This is a genomic window from Collimonas sp. GW821-FHT07E08, assembly GCF_059418905.1.
This window is the reverse complement of the sequence record NZ_JBWKQR010000005.1, coordinates 26,327-51,498: the sequence shown is the minus strand read 5'-3', so window position 1 is coordinate 51,498 and position 25,172 is coordinate 26,327. Positions and strand designations below refer to the sequence as shown.

22 protein-coding genes are annotated in these 25,172 nt (G+C 60.0%); 7 read left to right on the top strand and 15 right to left on the bottom strand.

All coding sequences use genetic code 11. The features are described from left to right. The first annotated feature begins 6 nt into the window (after positions 1 to 6). The 5 genes from AC07RZ_RS07825 to AC07RZ_RS07805 are packed head-to-tail and all read left to right on the top strand — an operon-like array spanning position 7 to position 6,342. Positions 7 to 786, top strand: a complete 780-nt coding sequence (locus AC07RZ_RS07825; protein ID WP_494667539.1) for a type II secretion system protein N — start codon at positions 7 to 9, stop codon at positions 784 to 786. Beyond that, a complete protein-coding gene (gene gspD, locus AC07RZ_RS07820) occupies positions 783 to 3,059 on the top strand; it encodes a type II secretion system secretin GspD (protein WP_494667538.1) in 2,277 nt (758 codons plus the stop codon). The genes AC07RZ_RS07825 and gspD overlap by 4 nt, the downstream gene beginning before the upstream one ends. After that, positions 3,056 to 4,507, top strand: coding sequence for a type II secretion system ATPase GspE (gene gspE / locus AC07RZ_RS07815; protein WP_186450499.1), 1,452 nt, complete (start codon positions 3,056 to 3,058; stop codon positions 4,505 to 4,507). Before gspD ends, gspE begins: the two co-directional genes overlap by 4 nt. A 44-nt stretch (positions 4,508 to 4,551) precedes the next feature. Beyond that, on the top strand, positions 4,552 to 5,772 hold the full coding sequence (gene gspF / locus AC07RZ_RS07810) for a type II secretion system inner membrane protein GspF (RefSeq protein ID WP_144738351.1): 1,221 nt from the start codon (positions 4,552 to 4,554) through the stop codon (positions 5,770 to 5,772). Positions 5,773 to 5,790: 18 nt separating this feature from the next. Then, the gene (locus AC07RZ_RS07805; protein ID WP_494667537.1) at positions 5,791 to 6,342 is read left to right on the top strand and encodes a type II secretion system protein N; all 552 of its coding nucleotides are present in this window, start codon (positions 5,791 to 5,793) and stop codon (positions 6,340 to 6,342) included. 157 nt (positions 6,343 to 6,499) lie between these two features. Here the strand turns inward: AC07RZ_RS07805 and hslU are convergent, their stop codons facing one another. From hslU to dksA, 6 genes are all read right to left on the bottom strand, one after another. Next, positions 6,500 to 7,858 (bottom strand): ATP-dependent protease ATPase subunit HslU, encoded by a 1,359-nt coding sequence (hslU, locus tag AC07RZ_RS07800; protein WP_144738355.1) that lies wholly within the window; start codon positions 7,856 to 7,858, stop codon positions 6,500 to 6,502. An 11-nt stretch (positions 7,859 to 7,869) separates the two neighbouring features. Further along, positions 7,870 to 8,406 (bottom strand): ATP-dependent protease subunit HslV, encoded by a 537-nt coding sequence (gene hslV / locus AC07RZ_RS07795; RefSeq protein ID WP_144738356.1) that lies wholly within the window; start codon positions 8,404 to 8,406, stop codon positions 7,870 to 7,872. Positions 8,407 to 8,608: 202 nt separating this feature from the next. Then, entirely contained in the window at positions 8,609 to 9,988 is a 1,380-nt protein-coding gene (locus AC07RZ_RS07790; RefSeq protein ID WP_494667536.1) for an STAS domain-containing protein, read from the bottom strand. A gap of 395 nt (positions 9,989 to 10,383) precedes the next feature. Beyond that, a complete protein-coding gene (locus AC07RZ_RS07785; protein WP_494667535.1) occupies positions 10,384 to 12,405 on the bottom strand; it encodes a TonB-dependent receptor in 2,022 nt (673 codons plus the stop codon). 152 nt (positions 12,406 to 12,557) lie between these two features. Further along, positions 12,558 to 12,941 (bottom strand): hypothetical protein, encoded by a 384-nt coding sequence (locus tag AC07RZ_RS07780; protein WP_494667534.1) that lies wholly within the window; start codon positions 12,939 to 12,941, stop codon positions 12,558 to 12,560. Positions 12,942 to 13,054: 113 nt separating this feature from the next. After that, the gene (gene dksA, locus AC07RZ_RS07775; RefSeq protein WP_038497220.1) at positions 13,055 to 13,459 is read right to left on the bottom strand and encodes an RNA polymerase-binding protein DksA; all 405 of its coding nucleotides are present in this window, start codon (positions 13,457 to 13,459) and stop codon (positions 13,055 to 13,057) included. A 1-nt stretch (position 13,460) separates the two neighbouring features. Between dksA and AC07RZ_RS07770 the strand changes: the two genes are divergently transcribed. Then, positions 13,461 to 14,036 carry a hypothetical protein gene (locus AC07RZ_RS07770; protein WP_494667714.1) on the top strand — a complete coding sequence of 192 codons (576 nt, stop codon included), beginning with the start codon at positions 13,461 to 13,463 and terminating at the stop codon, positions 14,034 to 14,036. A 25-nt stretch (positions 14,037 to 14,061) separates the two neighbouring features. On the opposite strand, the gene AC07RZ_RS07765 is transcribed toward AC07RZ_RS07770, so the two are convergent. The 6 genes from AC07RZ_RS07765 to AC07RZ_RS07740 all read right to left on the bottom strand — a co-directional run bounded on the left by AC07RZ_RS07765 (position 14,062) and on the right by AC07RZ_RS07740 (position 20,513). Next, positions 14,062 to 15,117, bottom strand: a complete 1,056-nt coding sequence (locus tag AC07RZ_RS07765) for a CobW family GTP-binding protein (RefSeq protein WP_144738360.1) — start codon at positions 15,115 to 15,117, stop codon at positions 14,062 to 14,064. 70 nt (positions 15,118 to 15,187) lie between these two features. Continuing rightward, on the bottom strand, positions 15,188 to 15,781 hold the full coding sequence (locus AC07RZ_RS07760; RefSeq protein WP_494667533.1) for a Fur family transcriptional regulator: 594 nt from the start codon (positions 15,779 to 15,781) through the stop codon (positions 15,188 to 15,190). A gap of 108 nt (positions 15,782 to 15,889) precedes the next feature. Then, complete coding sequence (xerC, locus tag AC07RZ_RS07755; RefSeq protein WP_494667532.1) at positions 15,890 to 16,864, bottom strand: tyrosine recombinase XerC; 975 nt, start codon at positions 16,862 to 16,864, stop codon at positions 15,890 to 15,892. Positions 16,865 to 16,872: 8 nt separating this feature from the next. After that, positions 16,873 to 17,538 (bottom strand): DUF484 family protein, encoded by a 666-nt coding sequence (locus AC07RZ_RS07750; protein ID WP_494667531.1) that lies wholly within the window; start codon positions 17,536 to 17,538, stop codon positions 16,873 to 16,875. Between the two features lie 181 nt (positions 17,539 to 17,719). Further along, complete coding sequence (locus tag AC07RZ_RS07745; RefSeq protein ID WP_494667530.1) at positions 17,720 to 18,892, bottom strand: porin; 1,173 nt, start codon at positions 18,890 to 18,892, stop codon at positions 17,720 to 17,722. Between the two features lie 499 nt (positions 18,893 to 19,391). Then, positions 19,392 to 20,513, bottom strand: a complete 1,122-nt coding sequence (locus AC07RZ_RS07740) for a porin (RefSeq protein ID WP_144738365.1) — start codon at positions 20,511 to 20,513, stop codon at positions 19,392 to 19,394. Between the two features lie 343 nt (positions 20,514 to 20,856). Between AC07RZ_RS07740 and AC07RZ_RS07735 the strand changes: the two genes are divergently transcribed. Next, positions 20,857 to 22,467, top strand: coding sequence for a tetratricopeptide repeat protein (locus tag AC07RZ_RS07735; protein WP_494667529.1), 1,611 nt, complete (start codon positions 20,857 to 20,859; stop codon positions 22,465 to 22,467). A gap of 5 nt (positions 22,468 to 22,472) precedes the next feature. On the opposite strand, the gene dapF is transcribed toward AC07RZ_RS07735, so the two are convergent. From dapF to AC07RZ_RS07720, 3 genes are read right to left on the bottom strand one after another with little or no spacing between them, the layout of a single operon-like run. Beyond that, positions 22,473 to 23,336: a diaminopimelate epimerase gene (dapF, locus tag AC07RZ_RS07730; RefSeq protein WP_494667528.1), complete on the bottom strand. Its 864-nt coding sequence runs from the start codon at positions 23,334 to 23,336 to the stop codon at positions 22,473 to 22,475. Positions 23,337 to 23,381: 45 nt separating this feature from the next. After that, a complete protein-coding gene (locus tag AC07RZ_RS07725) occupies positions 23,382 to 24,269 on the bottom strand; it encodes an LpxL/LpxP family acyltransferase (RefSeq protein ID WP_144738368.1) in 888 nt (295 codons plus the stop codon). Further along, on the bottom strand, positions 24,266 to 25,129 hold the full coding sequence (locus tag AC07RZ_RS07720; RefSeq protein ID WP_144738369.1) for a lysophospholipid acyltransferase family protein: 864 nt from the start codon (positions 25,127 to 25,129) through the stop codon (positions 24,266 to 24,268). The genes AC07RZ_RS07725 and AC07RZ_RS07720 overlap by 4 nt, the downstream gene beginning before the upstream one ends. Positions 25,130 to 25,172 lie beyond the last annotated feature (43 nt).

Sequence of the window (25,172 nt, the reverse complement as noted above, 5' to 3'; positions counted from 1 at the left end):
CGTGGCTTGAGCAGAGTATTGGTGTGGACGGCGGTGGCGTTGCTGAGTACGCTGGTCACGGTGTCGGTCTTTTTGCCGGCTGCCTGGCTGGCGCCGCTGCTGGAAAGCCGCACCGGCGGCAGGCTGACGCTGGGCGATGCGCAAGGTTCCTTGTGGCGCGGTTCGGCCTTCATCGGCGCCGCGCCCAGCGGCAAGGATGCTGTGACGGCGTTGCTGCCGGGGCGGTTCGCCTGGCGCCTGTCGCCACTGGTTTTGCTGGGACGGGTCGACGCGACGCTGGAGAATGCACAAGTATTGTCGGCCGCGGTCAGCATCCGCGGCAGCTGGAGCGCCTGGAGCATCAGCCCGGCCAGCATGGTTTTGCCGGCCGAGCGCCTGGCGGCGCTGGGCGCGCCCTTGAACACTTTGCAGCCGTCGGGCAAGATGCAGCTGGGCTGGCAGCCGCTGACGCTGGCGCGCAACAGCGCCGGCGGAGTGGATATCAACGGCGTGATGACGCTGGACCTGCTGGCGATGGCGTCGCGCTTGTCGCCGGTCAAGCCGCTCGGCAGCTATCGGCTGCGCTTTGACTGGCAGGGCAGGCAGGCAAGATTGACGCTGGCGACCCTGGGCGGAGCCATGCTATTGAACGGCAGCGGAAAATTGCAAGACGGCCGTTTTCAGTTTTCGGGCACCGCGGAAGCGGCGGCAGGACAAGAGGAAAAGTTGGCGACCTTGCTCAGTTTGCTCGGTCAGCGTCGCCAGGTGAATGGCAGAAATGTTATCGGACTAGAGTTCAAATCATGAAAGATAAAATGTATTCCGCACTACTTTCAAGTACATGCAACTGGCGCAGCGCCGCCGCCATCGCCTTGCTGACCTGCGCCACTGCCGTCGCGGCGCAGCCGGCGCCGGGCGCCTCCGGAACTGCCACCGAGGGCGCGAGCGGCCAGGCCGTGATGAATTTCGTCGGCGCCGACATCGAGTCGGTAATCAAGGCGGTCGGCCAGTACACCAACACGACTTTCATTGTCGATCCGCGCGTCAAGGGCAGCATCAACCTGGTGTCGGAAAAGCCGCTGAGCAAAACCCAGGCTTTCGACCTGCTGGCCTCGACCCTGCGCCTGCAAGGCTATGCGGTGGTGCGCGGCGACGGTTTTGTGAAAGTGGTGCCGGAAGCCGACGCCAAGCTGCAAGTGGCGCCAACCCGCCCGGCCAGCGTCCGCGGCGACCAGATCGCCACCCAGATTTTTTCGCTGAACTATGAATCGGCAACCAATATCCTGCCGGTGCTGCGGCCGCTGATTTCACCCAACAACACCATCAACGCCAATCCGGGCAACAACACGCTGGTGGTGACCGATTACGCGGAAAACCTGCAGCGGCTGGGGAAAATGATCGCGGCGCTCGATGTGCCGGCGGTCAATGACCTTGATGTGATTCCGGTACGCTACGCGGTGGCCAGCGATATCGCCGTGATGGCGAGCAAGCTGCTCGATTCGGGCTCTGCCGCGCCGGGCGCCAGCGATAGCGCGCGCACCATGATCATGGCTGACTCGCGGACCAATTCGGTGGTGGTGCGGGCGCCGTCGGCAGGCCGCGCCAACCTGGCCAAGTCGCTGATCGCCAAGCTCGACCAGCCGACCGCCAACGCCGGCAACGTGCATGTGGTTTACCTGAAAAACGCCGATGCCGTGAAACTGGCCAAGACCTTGCGCGCGATTGTGTCGCAGGATACGTCGATGTCGAACATCAGCCCGGCCAAGAGTTCCAGCAGCAGTTCCGGCGGCATGCTGCAGGGTTCGAACAGCGGCAGCGCGCTGGGCTCCAATAACAATTCGACTCAGCCGTCGACGCCATCGTCGCCATCTTCCGACAGTTCGTCCCAGTCTTCCGGCGGCAGCGGTAGCGGCGCCGCGGGCTTCATCCAGGCCGACGACTCTACCAATACCCTGATCATCACCGCCAGCGAACCGGTCTACCGCAATATCCGCGGCGTGATCGACCAGCTCGACCAGCGGCGTGCCCAGGTATATGTGGAAGCCTTGATCGTCGAGGTCACGGATAGCGCGGCGAGCGAGATCGGTGTGCAGTGGCTGGCCTTGAGCGGAGATTCGAACAGTAATTACCGCGTCGGCGGCGGCACCGGCTTTACCGGCACCAACACCGGCATCACCAGCGGCAACCTGTTCAACACGGCTATCGGCCAGGCGATCAATACCGGCACTACCACCTCCGTACCGACCGTCGGCAGCGGCTTGCAGCTCGGCATATTCCGCCAGATCGCCGGCAAGATCGGTTTGGGCGCCCTGGCCAGCGCCTTGAATTCGACCACCGGCAGCAATGTGCTGTCGATGCCGAACCTGCTGACGCTGGATAACGAGGAAGCCAAGATCATCGTCGGCCAGAACGTGCCGTTCGTCACAGGTTCCACCTTGACCACGGGAGCCGGCACCAGCAGCCCGTTCACCACCATCGAGCGCAAGGACGTCGGCACGGCGTTGAAGATCAAGCCGCATATTTCGGAAGGCGGAACGGTTCGCCTGGAAATTTCGCAAGAAGTATCGGCAGTCGTTGCCGGCACTGCGGGCGCCACCAATGGCCCGACGACGACCAAGCGTTCGCTGGATACGAATGTCGTGATCGACGATGGCGAGATCATCGCCTTGGGCGGCTTGATTGGCGATAACAACCAGAACGGCGTGCAAAAAGTCCCGCTGCTGGGCGATCTGCCGTTTATCGGGAATCTTTTCAAATACCAGTCCGGTTCCCGCGAAAAAACCAACCTGATGATATTTTTGCGTCCGATCATCGTGCGCGACAAAGACACCAGCAACCTGCTGGCCGTCGATCGTTACGATTACATGCGCAAGCAGCAGATCAAGGTACAGCCGGACAAGAGCATCCTGACCGATTTCGGCTCGTCGGTGACCTCCAGGCTGGAAGACGGCGGCCCGTTCATCGATCTGCGCAAGCAGGCTGTGCCGGACGGACAGCACCAGCCTGCTCCCGAGCAGCCTCAGCTGCAGATGCCGAAGCCCGCAGCTGCTCCCGGTTTTTTGAATGACAGAGCGCCATGAGCGATCCCAGGATGACCGATACGCGCCTGCTGCCCTACGCCTTCGCCCGCGATTTTTCATTGCTGGCGCAGCGTATCGAGGATGCCAACGGCGCCGACAATGCGGTCGAGTTATGGATTTCCGAGGCAACCAAGCCTAGCGCGATCGCTGAGGCCAGCCGCCGCTTCGGCCGCGTCAAGTTCCGCACGCTGTCGCGCGAGGAACTCGACGAGGCGATCGCCAGGGCCTATGCCGGCGCCGGCGGCGACGCCGCCCAGGTGGTGGACGAATTCGAATCCGACCTGGACCTCGCCAAGCTGATGCAAGACATGCCGGCGATCGAGGACTTGCTGGAATCGTCCGACGATGCGCCGGTGATCCGCATGATCAATGTGTTGCTGACGCAAGCGCTGCGGGAAGGCGCTTCCGATATCCACATCGAACCGTTCGAGCAGATTTCGGTAGTGCGTTTCCGCATCGACGGCAGCCTGCGCGATGTGGTGCGGCCAAAGAAGGCAGTCCATGCCTCGCTGATTTCCCGTATCAAGATCATGGCGCAGCTCGACATCGCAGAAAAACGCCTGCCGCAGGATGGACGGATTACCTTGCGCGTCGGCGGCAAGCCGGTCGACGTGCGGGTGTCGACCTTGCCCACCGGCCACGGCGAACGCGCCGTGCTGCGCCTGCTGGACAAGGAAGCGGGCCGGCTTGACCTGCAGCACCTCGGCATGAGCCCCGCAGTCCTGCCCCAGTTCGACCGCCTGATCGCGCAGCCGCACGGCATCGTGCTGGTCACCGGGCCGACCGGTTCGGGCAAGACCACCACGCTGTACGCCGCGCTGTCGCGCCTGAACACCAGCAGCACCAATATCCTGACGGTGGAAGACCCGATCGAGTACGAACTGGCCGGCGTCGGCCAGACCCAGGTCAATGCGCGCATCGACATGACTTTCGCCAAGGCCCTGCGGGCTATCCTGCGGCAGGATCCCGACGTCATCATGATCGGTGAAATCCGCGACCTGGAAACCGCGCAGATTGCAGTACAGGCTTCGCTGACCGGCCATCTGGTGCTGGCGACCTTGCACACCAACGATTCTGCCGCCGCGGTGACGCGATTGCTGGACATGGGGATCGAACCCTTCCTGCTGTCGTCTTCCCTGTTGGGGGTGGTGGCGCAGCGCCTGGTGCGGAAACTGTGCACCCATTGCCGCCGTCACGACGGCGAACTGTGGCATGCGGTCGGTTGCGAACAATGCGGCCACACCGGCTACCACGGCCGGGTTGGCGTCTACGAGCTATTGCTGACCACCGATGAAATTACGGCGCAGATCCATAACCGGGCGTCGGAAGCCGAGATCCAGCAGGTAGCGCTGCGCAACGGCATGCGCACCATGCGCCAGGATGGCGAACGCTGGCTGAGCGAAGGCATCACGACCCAGGCCGAACTGCTGCGGGTCACCAAGGAATGACCGAAAAGAATGACTGAAAAACCAGCGAAGAGTAGAGGACCAGAGTGCCAGCATTTCGTTATGAAGCGGTAGACGCCGCCGGCAGCACCACCAAGGGCGTGGTGAATGCGGACAGCGCCAAGTTGGCGCGTGCCGACCTGCGCGCCCAGGGTTTGCTGCCGCTGACGGTGGAAGCCATCGCGCAGCAGGTGGACGCTGCCGGCAACCTGAAACGGCGCGGTTTCGGCGAACATCTGTCGACGGTGGAAATCGCCTTGTTTACTCGCCAGCTGGCCAGCCTGCTGGAAGCCAGCCTGCCGCTGGAGCAGGCTTTGACGGCGCTGCTGGAACAGTCGGAGCGCAATTACCAGCGCGACCTGATCGCATCGATCCGGTCCGACGTCATGGGCGGCGCTTCCCTGTCCAGCGCGCTGGCCGGCCATCCGCGCGATTTCGCCGAAATCTACCGGGCGCTGGTTGCATCCGGTGAACAGATCGGCCAGCTGTCGCGCGTGCTGTCGCGGCTGGCCGATTACATCGAGCGCCGCAATTCGCTGGTGCAGAAGGTGAAGCTGGCGTTTACCTATCCGGCGATCGTGACCGTGGTGGCCTTCGTGATCGTGATTTTCCTGTTGACCTATGTGGTGCCGCAGATCGTGTCGGTGTTCGCCAACACCAAGCAGAAACTGCCGATGCTGACAGTGATGATGCTGGCCACTTCCGACTTTGTCCGCAACTATGGCTGGATCGTCCTGATCGTGGTGGTTGCGCTGTTCTACGGCTGGCGCATGGCGCTGAAAAACCCTGCGACCAAGATGCGCTGGCATACCTGGCTGCTGAATGCGCCGCTGTACGGGAAATTCGAGCGCAGCTTGAATACCGCCCGTTTTGCCAGTACGCTGGCGATTACCACCGGCTCGGGCGTGCCGATCCTGAAAGCGCTGCAAACCAGCCGCGATACGCTGTCCAACGTCGCCATGCGGCAGCAGGTCGACACGGCCGCCACCAGCGTGCGCGAAGGGGTGGGCCTGGCGCGTGCGCTGGCGGCGCATAAACATTTTCCGCCGATGCTGATCCACATGATACGGGCCGGCGAAGTGACCGGTGAATTGCCCGCCATGCTGGAGCGCGCCGCCAGCGCCCAGGAACAGGACCTGGAACGGCGCGCCATGACCATCGCCGGCTTGCTGGAGCCGGCCCTGATCCTGGCGATGGGGGTGGTGGTGCTGCTGATCGTGCTGGCGGTGCTGATGCCGATTATTGAAATCAACCAGTTGGTGCGTTAGGACAAAGTCAGGAAAAGCGTGAAACTGCAAATAACAAAAAAACTCGGCCGCCAAAGCAAGCGCCTGCCGGAATTCCTCAGCCTGCTGCTGTTCATGCTGCTGTGCGCCTGCACGGCATACTGGGTGATGCAACTGATCAAACCGCAGCTGCGCGCGGTGACCGCGCCGCCGCAGGCGGAACAGGCGCAGATCGATGTTTCCCTCGCGGCGGGACTGTTCGGCGGCCGCGGCACGGTGACGGTCGCCAGCAATTACCAGCTGCTGGGTGTGGTGGCGGCGAAAAAAGACGGCGAGAGCGTGGCGATCCTGAGCGCCGACGGCAAGCCGGCGCAGGCGGTGCGGCAGGGCAAGGAGCTGCTGCCGGGAACCAGCGTCAAGGAAGTGCACGCAAGCTATGTCTTGTTATCCGAGGGCGGGGTCCTGAAGCGTGTGATGCTGCCGGAAGATGCGCGCACCAAGTCGGGACTGGGTGGCGCTTCGCCAATGCCGGCGCCGACCCAGATGATGCAGCAGGCGCCTAACCAGGACTTGCCGCCGGAACAGCCGGCGGTGCCGGTGCAGGATAAATAAAGCCGTAATTAAGGCAGCCGGAGACCAAAGAACATGCTCGTTTTAGACTTGCTCAAGTCATCGCGGGCATGTTCCATTGACATCCAAAATTTTGCCGTTCTTGCCGGCTAGCGGTTTGCCGCCGGGGGATCGGCCCGGCGACAACACAAGCGGCTGTTTACAGTACGTAACGCGACAAGTCTTCGTTCACCACCAGGGCGCCCAGGCGCTCATCGACATAAGCCGCATCGATCACCATGGTTTTCTCGGCGGCGTTGGTCGCCGAAAACGAGATTTCTTCCAGCAGTTTTTCCATCACCGTGTACAGCCGGCGCGCGCCGATATTCTCGGTTTTCTCGTTGACCGAGAAAGCGATTTCCGCCAGCCGCTGCACGCCTTCCTTGGCAAACTCCAGCGTGACGCCTTCGGTGGCCAGCAATGCTTCGTACTGCTTGGTCAGGCAGGCGTCGGTGCCGGTCATGATCCTTTCGAAATCGCTGATCGACAAGGAGTCGAGTTCGACCCGGATCGGGAAGCGGCCTTGCAGTTCCGGGATCAGGTCCGAGGGCTTGGCCAGGTGGAACGCCCCGGAAGCAATGAACAGGATATGGTCGGTCTTGATCATGCCGTACTTGGTGTTGACGGTGGTGCCTTCCACCAGCGGCAGCAAGTCGCGCTGCACGCCGGCGCGCGAGACATCGGCGCCGCCGCTGTTTTGCGAGCGGGTAGCGATCTTGTCGATCTCGTCCAGGAACACGATGCCGTTTTGTTCAACGTTGCTGATGGCTTTCTGCTTCAGTTCATCTTCGTTGACCAGCTTGGCGGCTTCTTCTTCGATCAGGACTTTCATCGCATCCTTGATCTTGATCTTGCGGTTTTTCTTGCGGTTGCTGCCGATGCCGGAAAACATGGATTTGATCTGCTCGGTCATTTCTTCCATGCCGGGCGGCGCCATGATTTCCATCTGCGACGAAGCTTCCGACAGTTCTATCTCGATTTCCTTGTCGTCGAGCGCGCCTTCGCGCAGCCGCTTGCGGAAAGTCTGGCGGGTATTCCCATCCTTGCTGCCTTTGTCGCCATTGCCTTCGCCTGGGTCCTGTTCAGGATGAAAGCCGAAATCACGCGCCGGAGGCACCAGGATGTCGATCACCCGGTCTTCGGCGGCGTCTTCCGCACGCGTGCGGACCTTGCGCATTTCAGCTTCGCGGGTTTGCTTGATGCCGATGTCGATCAGGTCGCGGATGATGGTGTCGACATCGCGGCCAACATAGCCCACTTCGGTAAACTTGGTGGCTTCGATCTTGATGAAGGGAGCATCGGCCAGCTTGGCCAGGCGCCGCGCGATCTCGGTCTTGCCGACACCGGTGGGCCCGATCATCAAGATATTCTTCGGCGTGATTTCGTGCCGCAGCGGTTCCGCAATCTGCTGCCGGCGCCAGCGGTTACGCAATGCGATCGCCACAGCGCGCTTGGCGCGATCCTGGCCGACTACATGTTTGTCCAGTTCTGAAACGATTTCTTGGGGAGTCATGTTCATGGTGTTGGGTCTTAATCGAGAGTTTCGATGATGTGCGACTGGTTGGTGTAGATGCAGAGCTCGCCGGCGATCACCAGCGATTTCTTGACGATATCGGCCGGCGACAATTCGGTGTTTTCCTGCAGCGCCTTGGCGGCCGACTGGGCAAAAGTGCCGCCCGAGCCGATCGCACCAATACCGTCGGCAGGCTCCAGCACATCGCCGTTGCCGGTGATTACCAGCGTGGTTTCGCGGTCGGCGGTCAGCAGCATCGCTTCCAGCCGGCGCAGCATGCGGTCGGTGCGCCATTCCTTGGCCAGGTCAACCGATGCCCGCATCAGATTGCCCTGGTGTTTTTCCAGTTTTGCCTCGAACAGGTCGAGCAGGGTGAAGGCATCCGCGGTGCCGCCGGCAAAACCGACCAGCACCTTGCCTTGATATAACTTGCGGACTTTGCGGGCCGTGCCCTTCATGACGACGTTGCCGAGAGTGACCTGGCCATCCCCGCCCAATGCAACGCTGTTGCCGCGCCGTACTGAAAGGATGGTGGTGCCGTGAAATTGTTCCATTTTGCTAGCCTCAGAAAATGCGGCCCGGGATAGCCTGGCCGCGCATGCGGGGCGCGGGGCGCCGGCTCGCATGTATTTCGCTATCGAATGACAAATCGATACTGTCCCAAAAAAATGGGGACGGCCGGTCTGATTACAAGCGCTGAATTGCGTGGATTTAGCGTTGTTTTTATGACTGCAGAGGGTGGGTTTTGTTAAAAGCTTAATTTTTGCGTGATACCACGCGGACAATTTCCTGTATGCCGACTACCTTGAACAGGGCAGTCACCAAGTGGTTGACGTTGTGAAACTCGATCGCATTGCCGTTGCTGGTGAGTAATGACAGCCCGTTGAGCAGTTCGCCGGCGGCGCTGAAGTCGACCCTGGCCAGGCGCGAGCAATCGATGATTGCAGGACTATGGGCGTTGGCGTGGGTTTGGATCTTGGTCAGCAACTCTTCAGTCCGGCCTTCGATCAGCACCGGCATGAGCAGGCTGTTGTTGCCGCTGAGGCTTACGCCCTGGGTATTGTCTTCGGCCGCCGTGATGATCTTGGAGTGGGGGGCGACAAACGGCGGCGGCGAGACTTCAAACGTGATCGAATAATCTATGCTGGCGTCTTCGTAAGCCTGTTCCTGGTTGAGCAGATGCAGGATTTCCAGCAGCAGCAGCCAGGGCGCGGCGGTTTCGTCGCGCCGTCCGACCAGCAGGATCTCGCGGATCTTGTCGGCCAGTTCGTCGGCGCCGACCAGTATCAGGTCCAGCCCGGATTTTTGCAGTTTTTTCAGCATGCGCAGCAGCAGGCCGCAGCCGATCGGGTCGACTGAGCTGACTCGGGTAAATTCGAGACGCACGGCAGGATGGGTGACGCTCAGTTTTTGCGCGCGCTCCAGCTGCTTGCCGATGTTGGCGTCGAGCTTGCCGGAGAAGGCCACGGCTGGCGTCGCGCCTGTCTTTTCCTGGGGCTTGGCTTGCGGATCGAGGGTCATGATATCGATCCAGGTCGGCGGCGAGGTTTCAAACTTGTTGGCGAAGTCGACCGACAGATTGTCGAATTCCTGCTGCCTGCCGGTGATCTGGTACAGGTCCAGCAGCATCCACCAGACAATGTGGGTGGACGAGCCGAGATTGTTTTCGGCGATGGCGCTCAGCAGGAGCGCTTCGGCGATGTCGTTCTGGTCGCTGGCGAACAGCACTGCGGCCTCTTCAATCACTTCCGGGGTATCGGATACCGACACTTCGATGCTGCCGCTGCGCGACTGGTCATCCAGGTATTCCGTGGTCCTGCTCATCACGGGCAGCGTCAACTGGGTGGTGTTGCCCTGGGTAAGCGTGACCGGCGCCACGCTGTCCGGACCGGCCGGTTTGGCAGAGGGCGGCAGATGAACGAACTCGGACGACATTTCCGATTCGATCGCATCGATCTTCATGGTCGTGGTGCTGCGTGCGGCGCCGTCGCGCAGCGTGATCGAGTTGTTCAGCCGCTCATGGTTTTCACCAAACAGAACCGGCGCTTGATTGTCTGCTGCGGCTGGTACTTTGTCATCCGCCGGCGGTGCGCCGTTTGGACGATTGTTTTTGCCGAAGAGCGAGAAAATCCCCACGTGTTAATCCCGAAAGTAAGTTGCTATCAAAGCTGCGATTTTATATGTACTGGAATGGCGCGCCTGTTCCGGCACCGGTTCCGCGCATTGCGTTTTTATCATCGCATTTGCCATGGCGCCTGCTATGTTCATGGCTACATTTTTGTTTTGAGACTGCTCCCGCTTTTGCTCATTATTACGCAAAAAAAGCACGATCAATCGATACCTCCAAAGGTAACACAAAGCAACTCAGGAAGTATGTCCAGACCCCCTAAGTTGCGACATAAATATGTCATGTTTTTTGCATATCGAGTGATGAGAACGATCATTCTATCTACGGCTTCCGGCGCCGACCGGGACTGCGCGGCAGCATGTTGCCTGGCATTTCGCTGGCCTCGCAATCCCATTTTTCCGGCTTAGAACTTGGTGCGTACGCCAAGGATGAAGCTGCGTCCCGGCTGCGGTGCGACATCTTTCAACACCGAGGTCGCCAGGCGGATATCCTGGTTCAGCAGGTTTTTGGCCAAGGCAAACCAGGTGAGCTGCAGCGCACCGACTTGCTGGGTGTAAGAAAGGTTGGCGTCGATCTTGGTGTAGCCCGGCGTCACGCTGTTCTCAAAGGTCGCCAGGCGGTCCTGCTGCTGCGCGCGCAGGATAGTGAGGCCGCTGCGCCAGGCGCCCTGCGCATAACCGAGATCAACGCCATAGCGGCTAGCCGGCTGCAAGGGCAGGTTGCCCATGTTATCCAGCCTGCCGCGCGAGGTATCGGCGAAGCTGCGTATCGAAAAGCCCTCGCCGCGCAGGTTGTAGCTGAGTTCCGCCTCGGCGCCGCGGATGGTGGCGTCTGCCTGCGACCAGAAACGCTCGGTGAATTCGCCCGCCGGATCAGGTGCGCCGCTGCTGTCAACCGTGCCGGCGTTGCGGCCAAACACATAGTTGCTGACGTGGTTCTGGAACAGGTTGGCTTTCCAGCGGATCAGTCCGCTGGTTTTTTGCAAGGTCAGTTCGATATTGCGCGAAGTTTCCTTTTTCAGGGCCGGGTCGCCGATATCGAACGTGGCGGTGGATTCATGCGGCCCGCGTGAATACAGCTCTTCGGCTGCGGGCGCCCGTTGCGCGATCGACACCGTAGGGCCGAAGCCATATCCTGGCAGGAAGCTCCAGAGGGCGCCGACCGAATAGGACGCCAGGTTGAATTTGCGGTCGGCGAAGCCGGATTCCGCTTCGGGGCGGCGCTTCACCGATTCAAGGCGCAAACCGGCGCTGGCCAGCACCGGGCCGAAGTTGCGCTCTTCCACCAGGAATGCCGCGATCGAAGTCGATTTGGTGCGCGGCACGGTATCCGGCAAGCCGCTTTCGGCTGCCAGGGCCGAGAAGCGCGTGTCTTCGGTCTGCATGCCGAAGGTGCCGTGCCAGCCGGCTAACGGCTTGTGCGCGAGTTCCCATCGGCTCTCAGTCGACTTGTTGGAGAAGATCGTATTCGGCTTGCCGTTTTCCTGTTTCTCGGTGTGGGTGTAGTCGGTGTGTCCGAGCTTGAACGTCAGCTTTTCGAAACCGGCCAGCGGGTTGTCGATCTGGCCGGCAATGTCGTAGCGGGTTTGATGCAGGTCGATAAAGGACTTTTCCGCGGTGGGGATGCCGTAGTGGTCGTCCAGGGTTGCCACGGAGGCGCCGATATAGCCCCAGGACGCAATATAGGACGCGCCGGCGCCGACCCCGGTTTCGTGGGTGAAGGAATTCGGCAGGCGGCCCGACGCGGAACCGGCGTCGTTGCGGTTGGCGTGTTCCGGGATCTTGTAGTTGCCGGTGTCGCGCCAGTTGCCGTCCAGGTGCATGCCTATCGGGCCGGTAGAGCCGTCCAGCACCAGCGATGTGCTTCTGCCGTTGTCGCCGCTGCCATAGCGGGCCTCAGCCTCGCCGCTGATTCCTTTTTGCAGTTCGGTAGGGATGCGGTCATTGACGACGTTGACCAGGCCGCCGATGGCGCCGGAACCATACAGCAACGCGGCCGGGCCGCGCAGGATTTCAATCTGGCGTGCAATCGCCGCTTCAGTGGCTACCGCGTGGTCGTTGGACAGGCTGGAGACATCGGCCACCGACATGCCGTTTTGCAGGATCTTGACGCGTGGACCTTCCATGCCGCGGATGATAGGACGGGAGGCGCCGGCGCCGAAGCCGGATGCCGACACGCCGAGCTCCTGCGACAAGGTGTCGCCCAGCGAAGCGCCGGTCTTGTTGCGTAATTCTTCGCCGAACAATACCTTGGCCGGGGCCAGGATCTGGGTGTCGACATTGGCATTGAGCGGGCTGGCGCTGACTACGATGGGCGGCAAGGCCCTGGCCTGTCCGGCAGTGTCGGCCTGGGCCGATGCGGTGGATGATAGAACGGCCAGCGCGGACAGGACCGCGCTGGATAACAGCGTACGTTGGGCAAGCATGATGATTCCTAGACAGGTAATGGCCGTCGGCTTCCGGATCGATGCGGAATACGCGCGTCAGAACGCGATCGATCACCCGTGGTCCGGCATCCGGGCGACGGCGATAAATGGTGTGATGCTTCGGGATAAGCGAAGCGCTTGGCTGCGTCCTGTCAGGAACGAGGTGGTGCGCGTGGTGAAAAGTGGCAGGTGAACGGGGCGTCCCAGGAAGCGAATGCCTGCCACAAGGCCAGCAGGTGTTTGCCAGGCAGGGGCGGCAGGTTCAGGGGGACCGAGTAGATCGCCGCCGCCAGGGTGGCGTCGTCGAACGCTGCGCAAGAGTGATGCGCTTTGCCGCCGCCTTCGATGACGCGTTCGATTACCGACGTGATGTGCGTCAGGCTGGTCGACTGTTTGTTTTCCCAGGCCGCATGGACAATGCTATGCGTCAGTCCCAGCCATTGCGAGAACAGGATCGCGCATATCAGCACAAGCGCCAGCACTGGCGCCGGGGCAGCGTGCTGGAGGCGTCTCGAACGGAGGGCTTGGGCTGGCATCAAGGAATCTGGATAAGCGGGACACGGCAGCAGGAAAAGCGACGGCGGTCAGGCAGGGAAAGCAAGGCCGTTGCTCTGGCTAGTGTTTTCCCGCAGCCGGACCGCTCCGGGAATCAATCGCCGTAAAGCTTTTGTTTCAGTTCGCGGCGTTGTTGCGCTTCCAGCGACAGGGTGGCGGTCGGGCGCGCCAGCAAACGTGGAATGCCGATCGGTTCGCCGGTTTCTTCGCACCAGCCGTATTCGCCGGCATCGATCGAAGCGATCGATTGCTGCACTTTCTTCAGCAGCTTGCGCTCGCGGTCACGGGTACGCAGTTCCAGCGCATGTTCTTCTTCGATGGTCGCGCGGTCCGCGGGATCCGGCACCAGGACGGTTTCGCGCAAATGTTCCGTGGTTTCTCCGGCGTTCTTGAGCAGGTCGATTTCTAGCTGCTGCAAACGCGCCTTGAAGAAAGCCAGTTGCGCTTCATTCATGTAGTCCTTTTCGCTCATCTTGAGGATTTGCTCTTCGGTCAACAGAATGGAATCAGATGTTGGTTTGGTTGTTTTAGTAGCCACTTCGCTTGCTTTCGATACGACGTTTTTTTCAATTTTATCCGTTAATCCGGCGCTTGCGGGCTTGTTGCTGGTGCTGCTGGCGCCGGATCTGGCCGTTGGGGAACTCAGTTTCTTTGTTACAGAACTACTGGCCTGGGTATTGCGCGCTGCCTTGTCTGCCGCCGCAGCGGAGGATGACTTGGCAATCGCCGTTTTCTTGGCTAGGGATTTTACAACAGGTTTGGGACTGGGTTTGGCAACTTTGGGAACCGCCTTGCTTGCGGTGGCAACGGGAGGCTCGGTCTTCCGCGGCGCCGTGGCGGAAAGTTTTGCCGGTTTTTCAGCTACTTTTACGCTGCTGGCCGCGCTTTTTGCAGTGCTCTTCACTGCGCTCTTAACCTTACTGCTGGCGGGAGCAGCAGCCTGCCGGGCTTTCGGCGTCGATTTGCCTAGCGAGGCCGGTGCCTTCTTGGCAACGGTCTTTTTAACGGTCAGGTTCATGGTCCTCTCCCTTAAATCAGCGGCCAAGCAATGGTGTGGTTGGCCCGCTATCCAGTGATTTCCCAGCGCAAAACTGCCATAGTTTATACCAAACATTGCTCCAAACCGCGAATAAAGATGTCTTTCGGCAGATTCTTGCCAATGAAGACCATTTTGCTGCCGCGTGTCTCATTTGCGTCCCATTTGCCGCCGACATCGCTGCCCATGATCTGGTGCACGCCTTGAAACACCACCTTGCGGTCGGCCCCATCCATCAACAATACGCCTTTGTAGCGCAACATGCGCGGTCCGTAGACCTGCACCAGGCCGCCCAGGAATTCATCCAGGCGCGCGGTATCGAACGGCCTTTCACTTTTGAAAACAAAAGCGGCGATCTCATCGTCGTGATGCGCGTGGTGGTGGTCATGGTGGCCATGTCCTTCATGCTGGTGGGACGGATGGTCGCAGTCGTCGCCGCTATGCTCGTGGGCGTGCGCTTCCTCGGTTGCCAAAAAGTCAGGATCGATTTCCAGCTTGGCGTTGAGGTTGAAGCCGCGGATGTCCAGGATTTCTTCTATCGGCGTATGTTGCGGATCAAGGGTAATGACAGGCGCACGCGGATTGATGCGCTTCAGGCGGCTGGTCAGGGCGGCCACTTCTTCCGGTGCCACCAGGTCAGTCTTGGAGAGCAGCAGCTTGTCGGCGAAACCGACCTGGCGTTGCGCCTCTTCCTGCTGGTCGAGCTGCATCATCGCGTGTTTTGCATCCACTACGGTGACGATGGCGTCGAGCATGAAGTGCATCGCTACTTCGTCGTCGACAAAGAAGGTTTGCGCCACCGGTCCTGGATTGGCCATGCCGGTGGTTTCGATGATCACCCGGTCGAAATTCAGTTCGCCTGCGGTGCGGCGGCGCGCCAGCGTGGTCAGGGCGACGATCAGGTCGCCGCGCACCGTGCAGCAGATGCAGCCGTTGTTCATTTCGACGATTTGTTCGGTGCTGTCTTGCACCAGGATTTCATTGTCGATATTTTCCTGGCCGAACTCGTTTTCAATCACGGCGATTTTATGGCCGTGCTGCTGCTGCAGGATGCGGTTGAGCAAAGTGGTTTTCCCGGCGCCGAGAAAGCCGGTCAGGATGGTGGTTGGTATAAGTGCCATGGTGGAATCCGGAAAAGTAAAAAACGATATGAAGCCGAGAGGGGTGGGATCGGCAAGCCGCTGCGGCAGATTAATGCGCGCAGTCGGCGCACCAGCCCTTGATGGTCAGTTCTATCTCATGCCCCTGGAAACCTTTGCCCAGCGTGTCCTGCAAAGCTTGCTGCAGCTGCTTGCGCAGCTTGGCCGGCGTGGTGCTGCTGCCGCCATGGCTGTCTCCGAGCGCCAGTATGCTGTCGAGGAAACCGGCATCGCCGCTGCCGTCCAGGCAGAATACCTTGGCGCAGCGGGTGCATTTGAAATGGCCGTGCTGGTGCTGGGCGTGATGTGCCGCGTGGCCGGAGTGGCTGGACTCGCTGTGTTCGGTGCCGGCGCTATAGCGGAATACGCGGTCGTCGCCGGCAATCTTGTGCGCCAGGCCGGCATCTGTCAGGCAGTCGAGAGCGCGATACAAGGTCACCCGGTCCATCTCGACAAACTGGTCTTGCATGTCTTGATGCGAAAAAGCGCAGCGCGCTTCCAGCAGGGTAGCGAGTACCTTGATGCGGGCAGGGGTGATGCGCAGCGCAGCTTCGCGCAGCTGCGCCTCGGCCAATGCTGCCGCATGCGGACGAGAGCTGCCGGCGGCAGCGGTCGCGGCAGATTTGGATTTTGGACCTGGGTTCATATGGAAATATAGGTAGCTGAGACTTCAATTATGCCTGAAATGCAATTCAGTTGCATATTTGATGTGGCTTATGTTCCAAACGGCCGTCGTTCGCGGTTTGCCTGCTGTCTATTTCTCGGTGATTTTTTTTGCCCGCGGATGGGCGGCGTCATATACCTGCGCCAGGCGCTGGAAATCCAGCGAAGTGTAAACCTGGGTGGCGGCAATCGACGCATGGCCCAGCAGTTCTTGCACTGCGCGCAAGTCGCCCGAACCCTGCAGCATGTGCGAGGCGAACGAATGGCGCAGCACATGGGGATGGACGTTGCTGGCGATGCCAAGCGACTGCGCATGGTGCTTCAAGCGCAGCTGGACCACGCGCGGCGAGACGCGGGTGCCGCGTTCGGTCAGGAACAAGGCTGCTGCATGTTCGCCCTGGTCGCTCTTGAGCAATGCCGCACGTTGCGGCAGCCAGGCAGCAATGGCTTGTATTGCCGGTTTTCCTACCGGCACGCTGCGCTTCTTGCCGCCTTTCCCGGTGACCGTCACTTCGGCGGCGTCGAGGTCGATCCAGCCGGCCGATTCATGGTCTGCCCGGCGGCTGTAGCGCAGGTCCAGCCCCGCCAGTTCCGAGACTCGCAGGCCGCTGGAATACAGCAATTCAAACATCGCCTGGTTGCATAACGCCATGCTGGAGCCGGCATCGGCTAGCGGGTTGCCGCTGGCGACCAGGTGTATCGCGTCATCCGCAGCCATCGCTTTCGGCAGCGGTTTGGCGCGCTTGGGTGCTTTGACGCCTTCAACTGGATTGCTGGCGAGCGTGGTCTGCTCCGCCAGCCATTCGAAGAATCCGCGCCAGGCTGAAAGCTTACGTGCGATCGAACTGGGATTCAAACCGCGGGAATGCAGCTGCGCGGCAAATTTACGGATGTGGAAATGGGTGACGGCGGCGAACTCCCAGTTAGCCCCCAATGCTTGGGTCAGGCTTGCCAGCTCTTTCAGGTCGCGGCCGTAGTTGCTGATGGTGTGCGCTGACAGCTGGCGCTGGCTGGCCAGGCTATCCAGGTAGCCGCTGAGATAAGACTGGTTGGCGCCGGCGCTCACGATCGAAGTTATTCGAGCAGGCAGGCCAGCGCCGCGCTTGCAGTCTCGCCAATCTGCACCAGGAAGTCGGTCGCCATGTCGGCGCTGAAGCGTTGCGGATCGGGGGAGCCCAGCACCAGCAGGCCGAAGGTTGCCGAGGCGGCGGCGCTGCTGCGCAGCGGCAGCATGGCGACGGACTGGATATCCTGTTCTAGCCAGGAGGCTGCTTCGAAATCGTTGTTGCTGCCGCAAAACGGCAGGTTCAGGCCATTCGCGAAAATCTTGGCGTCTTCGGATGCTTCCGCCGCAAACCATGTATGAGAATAATCCTCGGCCACGCCCCACAGGCGCAGGGTGGCTTGTGGCACCGCAAAGCCGGTGCGCAGGCCGTCGACCAGCGTGTGCGGCAGATCGACATCGTTGCGGGCCAGCAGCAAGCTGCGGGTCCAGGCATGCAGCTTGTGCGAGCTTGCATCGTTTTCCTGGGCATTGCGCATCATGTCGGCCAGGCGCAGGTCCTGTACCTTGATTTTCTCGCGCAGCACTTCCATTTGCCGTTCTTGCAGCGACACGGCCCGGCCCAGCAGCGGACTGCTGAGGCGGATCTTGGCCAGCAGTTCGGCATGTTCTTCAAAAAAATGGGGAGAGTCGATCAGATATTGGGCGACAGTATCGGGATCAGGTTGGAAGCTCATGTATATATCGGTGATGAAAAAAGAGAATGACCAAGGGTACACCGCTATGCCGGTGCATGACAACCTGAGGCCTGGACCGGCAAGGCAATAAAAAAGGCCCACATGGCAAGCCATGTGGGCCTTTTACATCTCTAGTCAAGCAACCTGGCCCGCTTGCTGCTGCGGGTCCAGCCAGCTTAAATTAGAACTTGTGGCGGATACCAACAGCAACTGCTGTTTGGTTGCCAGTGTTGCCGAGGCTGTCGCCATACACGCCTGGATTGACAGCATCCTTAGCGCGCAGGTTCGAAACGAATGCATACAGGTCAGTACGCTTCGACAGGAAGTAGTCAGTACCCAGGTTGATTTGGGTCAGCTTGCCCTTGGCGGAACCAGCATCAGCAAATGTCAGCTTGTTGTACTGAACGCTAGCCAACAGGTGCAGAGGAGCTGTAACAGCGTAGTTCACGCCCAGTTCGAAGATGTCAGCCTTGGTGTTGTTGAAGCTGCCAACTGTGAAGCCGCCGTTTGTCAGGACGCCAGTAGCCGACGAGTATGCCAGAGGTTGCTTGGTACGCGACCAGTTACCGTACAGACGTGCAGGGCCGACTTGGTAGCTAGCACCCAGGCTGAATGTCTTCAGAGCTGTGTCGCCAGCAGCGCCGTGACCAGCGAATGAAGTGTTGCCGAGGATCGAAGTGTCGCTGGCGTTAGTGCCGCCAATGGTACCCAGTTTCGATTGGTAGTAAGCAGCGAACAGACCCAGTGGGCCGTTAGCGTACTGACCGCCCAGACCGAACGATTGACCGTTCGAAGTTTGACCAGCTGCTTCGCCGAAACCGTAGATTGCGCTAGCTGTGAAGCCGGACAGATCTGGTGTGTTGTAACGGATCGAGTTGTTGGTGCGTGTACCTTCCAAACGGTTCAGGTTGTGACCGACGGAACCAGTTACGCCACCGAAATCTTGAACCGAAGTCCATTGGCTGACGTCGTCCAGGATGTCAGTTTGACGACCCAGCAGAACGGAACCGAAGTTGCCGCCCAGACCGACTACCGATTTACGACGGAACAGGTTAGTTGCGCCCTTGTCTTGGCCGTTCAATGCGCCAGTGTCGTTGTTGAAGCCAGCTTCCAATTGGAACAGAGCCTTCAGACCGCCGCCCAGATCTTCAACGCCCTTGAAACCCAGACGCGAACCTTGGATAACGCCGGAGTTAACGCTGAATTTGCTGCCTGTGCCGCCAGTTGCTGTTACAGCTTTGCTTGTGTAAACGATGCCAGTGTCGACGATACCGTAGATAGTGACGGAGCTTTGAGCTTGTGCTGCACCTGCGATTGCGCCGAGTACGGCCAGTGCGATTAGTGATTTCTTCATTTGACGTCCTTTATTTAGAAAACTGTCTTAAGGATCCGTACATCTTGCCGGATGGATGAACATTAAGGTGTCTCGCTGGCTATGCTGGCGGTTTGGTTTCCTGTGATGCTATAAATTGGTCGAAATTGGAGAAGATTGTTAATTCTGTTGTATTTTTGTGACACGAGGCAGCGCAAGCCCGCGCTCTGGGCTGGTTGTGCTTTTCTAAACGGCTTGCTGGGGGAGGCAAAAAACGGAGGGGATATTATTTGCTATCTGGCATGTTAAAGATGCATGGAGCATCAGTGCATCTGAAAATTGCCATTTCCAGTTTGTTTAAAGCAGGTTTTGGCGACAATGTACGTCAAAATCTTCTATTTTTAAATAATCTCGGGCTACGTACAGGTGATTCTTCTTCCCGGCCGTAGCGATTGATGCGTCGAACCGGGAAGAGAGGGGGCATGCAAGCCCCCTCGATGCAATCGACTTTATTGTCAAACGACAATAAAGTCCAAGTCCATTAGAACTTGTGGCGGATGCCGACAGCAATCGCGGTCTGGCTGCTGTTGCCATTGTCGCCCTGTACTGCTGGAGCGGAAATGTCGCCAACCAGCGCGCCATTGCGGCCCTTTGCGTAGGAAGCCAGGGTGTACAGGTCGGTACGCTTGGACAGGTAATAGTCCAGGCCCAGGTTGAACTGGGTCACCGATGGCTTGGAGCCTTGGCTGCCGTCGATCGATGTTTTTGTGTGCTGAACCGCTGCCAGCAGGTGCATCGGTGCTGTCACGGCATAGTCTGCGCCCAGTTCGAAAACATTTTGCTTGAGCAAGTCTGGCACGTTGACGCGCGACCAGTTGCCATACAGGCGTGCTGGACCGGCTTGATAGCTGGCGCCCAGGCTGAATGTCTTGTTAACTGTAGTGCCGTCAAGGTTGGCGGCGGACAGCTGGGCTGGGGTCAGGCCAGTCAGGGCGGCGACGCTGGAAATCAGCGTGTCGCTAGGAGTGGCGCCAAACTTCGATTGGTAGTAGCCAGCGTACAGTCCCAGCGGGCCGTTAGCGTAAGTACCGCCGGCGCCGAAGGATTGGCCAGCAGTCGTATGGCCGGCTTGTTCGCCGAAGCCGTAAATCAGGCTGCCGGTGAAGCCGCTCAGGTTCATGCTGTCATAGCGGATCGAATTTTGGGTGCGGATGCCTTCAAGGCGATCCAGGGCGTGCGGGTTGCCAACGAAATTGCCGAAGTCTTTAACGGACGTGAATGCATGGCCAGCATCGTCCAGGATGTCGGACTGGCGACCCAGCGTCACTGTACCGAAGTTGCCGGCCAGGCCAACCACCGATTTGCGCGCAAAACCTTGGCCGTCGAACGCGCCGGTATCGTTTTTGAAGCCGGTTTCCAGTTGGAACAAGGCTTTCAGGCCGCCACCCAGGTCTTCGGTGCCCTTGAAGCCGAGGCGCGAAGTGTCGATGTTGCCCGAGTCAACGCCGAACTTGTTGCCATTGCTGGCGGTGCCGGTTCTGGCGTTGTGGTTCGAGAAAGTAATGCCGGTATCGACGGTGCCGTAGATGGTGACCGAGCTTTGCGCTTGTGCGGCGCTGGCGATTGTGCCGAGTGCGGCCAATGCGATGAGTGATTTTTTCATTTAACGTCCTTGATTTGATGATCGGCAACTGAGCTTTTTGCCGGAGCCGCGAACATTAAACGGGGTTGACATAAAAGAATGCTGTTTTGTCAGTTGGCTATTTGTTATTTTGTGGAAATTAGTGTTAATAATGAAATTTGTTGTATTTTCACAACTGTTGTGTGTTTTTCATGCTTCTTTTCCTTGAGACTCCTGGGCCAAGGCTTCCATTACCACCTGTAGCCAGATATGGTTGATTTGTAAATCCATGTAGCGTAAAAGATGCGCAGATTGTAAAAATCGGCCAAAAATAAAACTTAATTGATTTATCGAGCATAATTTAGGTTTTTATAATGAATACTTTATGGCTAAACGTGAGGACCTAGCGATTATCCGCGCCGCTCGCGCAGGGCAAGGCGCAGCGCAGCTGGCTTTAGGTACCCGTTATCTGTTTGGCGGCAATGGCTTGCCGCAAAGCTTCTCGACCGCGCTGCACTGGCTGGATCGCGCCGCGCAGCAACAGGAGTCCGAAGCCTGGATGCTGATTGGCAGCCATATCCCGCTGGAAGTGGCTCGTGCCGCTGCCGATCCCCTGGCTATCTGCGTCTGGTATGAACGGGCTTTTGATGCCGGCGTGATGCAGGCGGGCCTGGTGCTGGCGCAGCTGGTATTGACCGGCAACGGCCAGCTTGGCGGTGAGCAGGTACTGCCGGGACTGCGCGCCAAGGTGATCAAGGTATTGGAAACCGCTGCCAACGCAGGCGTTGCCGAAGCCCAGTGGCTGTTGGCGCAGCATGCCGACAGCGCAGCACCGGCAGTCGCGGTCGGCCGGCAGTCGCCGGCGGTGACTGTCAGCGATACGAAGGCTGAAAACAAGACGGAGCAGGATGCCACCCTGAAGTGGACTGCGCGCGCCGCAGATGCCGGCGTGATGCAGGCTCAGCAATCGCTGGCGCAACTGGCCTGGGAAAAAGCCGATTGGCCGGTTTTCCTGGAAAGAGCATTGCCGCTGGCCAGGGCGCTGTCGGAGCAATATGTCGAAATCCTGGCGCAATTGAATGTGCCGTCGGAAACCCTGGCGCGCCAGCTTGGCGAGGAAAACCTGTCTCTGCTGCTGCGCTGCGCACAGGTATTGCAGACCAGCGATGCCTTCGATGCGGGCGAGGTGCAGCAGTTTCTTGAACTGGCCGCGTATGGCGACGACAAGGCTGCGCAACTGGCGCTGGGCTTGTGGTATGCCCGCATGAACAGCGACGGCCAGCGCTTGCTGGTGGGGAGCGGTTCCGCCAATTACAAGAAAGCAATCCGCTGGCTGACGCTGGCCGGCGAAGCCGGATTGGCGGATGCCTGGTATGCCTTGTCACGGATTTATCTGAAGTCCGAGTTTTCCCAGCGCAATCTGGTGGATATGCAGCGTCACCTGGAGCACGCCGCTGAAATGGGCCATTGCGCGGCGCAGCTGGAGTGCGGCCTGAGCGCCTGGCGCAATCGCCGCGAGCAACTCGCCAACGATGTGCGCGCGGTGTATTGGCTGCAAAAGGCGGCCGCCCAGGGCAGTCGCGAGGCGGCCGACTTATTGGACAAGATTGCCGACGGCGCACGGCCGGCGCCATGGGCGGAGGCCGCCAGGCAGCAGCTGACACGCGAGCAGGTCAAGGCGCATCCGTTCCTGGCGGCGCGCATCGAATTGGCCACCTTGTTCGGCCTGAGCCGGCCGGAAGCGCTGTTGCTGGATCTGAACCAGGCTGACTGCGGCCACTGCCTGGTGGTCGACATTCGCACCCTGTACGCGCGCAGCAAACGGCGCTTGATCCAGATCCAGACCGGCGACGAACGCCAGGCCCTGAGCCGGATTGCACGTTTGTTCGAAGATGTGGACTGCGGCCCGAACGGGCCTGAAGGAAATTACCGGCAACGCCTGTACCGTTTCAAGACGGCGCTGCCGGCGGCAGAGTCAGAAGCTGACGCCGACTGACGAGCTCAGCCGGCTCCGCCGATTTCAATTTCACCCTCGAATACCGATACTGCCGGACCAGTCATGAATACCGGCTGCCGGTCGCCGGCCCAGGCAATCGACAATTCGCCGCCGTGGGTCTGCACCTTGACCGGCGAATCCAGCAAACCGCGGCGTATTCCTGCCACCACCGCGGCGCAAGCGCCGGTGCCGCAAGCCAGCGTTTCGCCGGCGCCGCGTTCAAATACGCGCAACTTGGCATGGTGGCGATCGACAACCTGCAAAAAACCGGCATTGACGCGATTTGGAAAACGCGGGTGGTGTTCGATCAGGGGGCCGTCGGTCAGGACCGGCGCCGCTTCGCTGTCTTCGACCACTTGCACCGCATGCGGATTGCCCATGGAAACCACCGAGATCCAGACCTGCCTGCCCTGGATGTCCAGCGGCCACAGGGCATCGTCGCCCATCGGGCGGCTGTCCAGGTTGCTGGCGTCAAACGGCACCGCAGCGGGCGCCAGGATAGGCGCGCCCATATCTACCGTGATGCGGCCGTCGTCTTCCAGCTTTGGTTCAATGATGCCGGACATGGTTTCAACCCGGATCGCACGCTTGCCGGTCAAACCCTTGTCGGTGACAAACTTGACGAATGCACGAGCGCCGTTGCCGCATTGCTCAACTTCGCCGCCGTCGGCGTTGTATATCCGATAGCGGAAATCGACGCCGTCCGCCTGCGATTTTTCCACCACCAGCATCTGGTCGGCGCCCACGCCAAAACGGCGGTCGCCCAACTGCTGCCATTGCGCTGGAGTGAAATCGACATGCTGGTGAATGGCGTCGATGACAATGAAATCATTGCCTGCGCCATGCATTTTCGTGAATTTGAGTTTCATGCGTACATTATGGTGGAAACGGCGCCGGCGCGCAGCAATGTTGAATTACGGCTCAGCCGGCGGCGAATAAACATCGGGATCGCCAGGCGGGCGCGTCTTGAAGCGCTTGTGAGCCCAGAAATACTCGGCCGGCGCTTCCAGGATGCGGGCTTCGATGAATGCGTTCATGCGGCGGGTAGCCTCTGTCATATCGTCGCCCGGATAGTTTTCCCATGCCGGATAAAAGGTCACTTTCCAGCCTTTGTAGCCGGGCAGGAAAGTCGCGATCATCGGCACCACGCTGGCCTTGGTGGCGGCGGCAATGCGGGCGGTGGCGGTCAGCGTCGCCGTCGGGATGCCGAAAAACGGCACGAATTCGGCGTCCTTCAAGCCGAAGTCCATGTCCGGCAGCATGATGAATGGAAAACCTTCGCGCATGGCACGGATAATCGGTTTGACTCCTTGCTCGCGGGTAAACAGCTTGACCGGGCGGAAACGCGAGCGGCCCTTCAGCAGCGCGGCATCGGTCACTGCATCTTGCTGGCGCGTATAGATGGTGCAGATCGACAGCGAGGAATTCAGCACCAGGGCGATGCCGGGGATTTCCAGGCAAACGAAATGCGGGCACAGCAGGATGGTCGGGCCGGCCTGCAGCGTGCTGAGCGGCAGGTCCGATTCGATCTTGATCAGCCGCCGCAAGCGGCTCTCCGAAGCCCACCACAGCACGCTGCGCTCCAGCACGCTGCGCGAATAAGCCTGGAAGTGCCGGCGCGCCAGCACCACGCGCTCGGCTTCCGCCATGTCAGGAAAACACAGCCGGAGATTGGTCAGCGTGATATGCCGCCGCGGTTTCATGATGATAAACAGCAGCGAGCCGAGGGCTTCGCCGACCGGGCCCAGGATCCACAGCGGCAGGAAATGCGCTAGCCACAGCAAGCCGAGCAGGGCCCTCATGCTTGCGGCTCCTGTGCCGCGGATGCCGGCGGCGCCTCGACTCCAGGCGGCGTCTTGTAGCGGTTGTAGCTCCAGATGTACTGCGCAGGGCAGCGTGCGATCAGTTTCTCCATGGCCAGGTTGATGGCCAGCGTGCGCTGCTCCGGGGTGTGGCCGGGGGTTTCATCGAAAGGCACGAAGCGGATCACGTAACCGCGGCCGAACGGTAGGCGCTCCGCATAAGACAGGATGATCGGCGCGCCGCTCATCTGCTGCAGCTTGGCCGGCAAGGTCATGGTGTAGGCCGGCCGGCCGAAAAAATCAGCCCATATGCCTTCGCCGTTTTGCGGTACCTGGTCCGGCAGCAAGCCGATCGCCTGGCCTTTCTTGAGCGCCTTGAACAAAGTGCGCACGCCGGCCAGGTTGGCCGGCGCCAGCAACAGGTTGTGCCGTCCGCGCGCGCCTTCGATCAAGGGCTTGAGCGCGGCTTTGCGCGGCGGGCGGTACAGCGCGGTGAGCGGGGTCTTGGTGGCGATCGCCTGGGCGATGATTTCAAAGCAGCCCAGGTGCGGAGTCAGGAAGATCACGCCGGTCTTGGCGTCCAGCGCCGCTTGCGCCAGTTCCCAGTTCTCGATGGTGGCGGTGCGCAGCACCCGCTGCGGCTCGGCGCACCAGATGAACGGCAGCTCGAACATGCTCTTGCCAGATTCGCTGATCGCCTGCGGCAAAGCCGCTTGATAACCGGCCCGGAACAGGTTGTCCTTCAATTTGCTGCGATACGAAGCCGAGGCCAGGTATACTAGCCAGCCGCCCAGCGTCCCTATTGCATGCAAGAAAAATAAAGGGAGCGTCGACAGCAGGCGGAAGAGTGTTACAAGCATTGGCGGAGCTCATCAAGAGCTAAAAGAGGGTGGATTTTGCCGA

Excerpts from the sequence above, each read along its gene's own strand:
- gspD (WP_494667538.1), top strand. The coding sequence starts at position 783 with ATGAAAGATAAAATGTATTCCGCACTACTTTCAAGTACATGCAACTGG.
- gspE (WP_186450499.1), top strand. The coding sequence starts at position 3,056 with ATGAGCGATCCCAGGATGACCGATACGCGCCTGCTGCCCTACGCCTTC.
- hslU (WP_144738355.1), bottom strand. The coding sequence starts at position 7,858 with ATGAACATGACTCCCCAAGAAATCGTTTCAGAACTGGACAAACATGTA.
- hslV (WP_144738356.1), bottom strand. The coding sequence starts at position 8,406 with ATGGAACAATTTCACGGCACCACCATCCTTTCAGTACGGCGCGGCAAC.
- AC07RZ_RS07785 (WP_494667535.1), bottom strand. The coding sequence starts at position 12,405 with ATGCTTGCCCAACGTACGCTGTTATCCAGCGCGGTCCTGTCCGCGCTG.
- AC07RZ_RS07780 (WP_494667534.1), bottom strand. The coding sequence starts at position 12,941 with ATGCCAGCCCAAGCCCTCCGTTCGAGACGCCTCCAGCACGCTGCCCCG.
- AC07RZ_RS07770 (WP_494667714.1), top strand. The coding sequence starts at position 13,461 with ATGGAATCAGATGTTGGTTTGGTTGTTTTAGTAGCCACTTCGCTTGCT.
- AC07RZ_RS07765 (WP_144738360.1), bottom strand. The coding sequence starts at position 15,117 with ATGGCACTTATACCAACCACCATCCTGACCGGCTTTCTCGGCGCCGGG.
- AC07RZ_RS07760 (WP_494667533.1), bottom strand. The coding sequence starts at position 15,781 with ATGAACCCAGGTCCAAAATCCAAATCTGCCGCGACCGCTGCCGCCGGC.
- AC07RZ_RS07750 (WP_494667531.1), bottom strand. The coding sequence starts at position 17,538 with ATGAGCTTCCAACCTGATCCCGATACTGTCGCCCAATATCTGATCGAC.
- AC07RZ_RS07745 (WP_494667530.1), bottom strand. The coding sequence starts at position 18,892 with ATGAAGAAATCACTAATCGCACTGGCCGTACTCGGCGCAATCGCAGGT.
- AC07RZ_RS07740 (WP_144738365.1), bottom strand. The coding sequence starts at position 20,513 with ATGAAAAAATCACTCATCGCATTGGCCGCACTCGGCACAATCGCCAGC.
- AC07RZ_RS07735 (WP_494667529.1), top strand. The coding sequence starts at position 20,857 with ATGGCTAAACGTGAGGACCTAGCGATTATCCGCGCCGCTCGCGCAGGG.
- dapF (WP_494667528.1), bottom strand. The coding sequence starts at position 23,336 with ATGAAACTCAAATTCACGAAAATGCATGGCGCAGGCAATGATTTCATT.
- AC07RZ_RS07725 (WP_144738368.1), bottom strand. The coding sequence starts at position 24,269 with ATGAGGGCCCTGCTCGGCTTGCTGTGGCTAGCGCATTTCCTGCCGCTG.
- AC07RZ_RS07720 (WP_144738369.1), bottom strand. The coding sequence starts at position 25,129 with ATGCTTGTAACACTCTTCCGCCTGCTGTCGACGCTCCCTTTATTTTTC.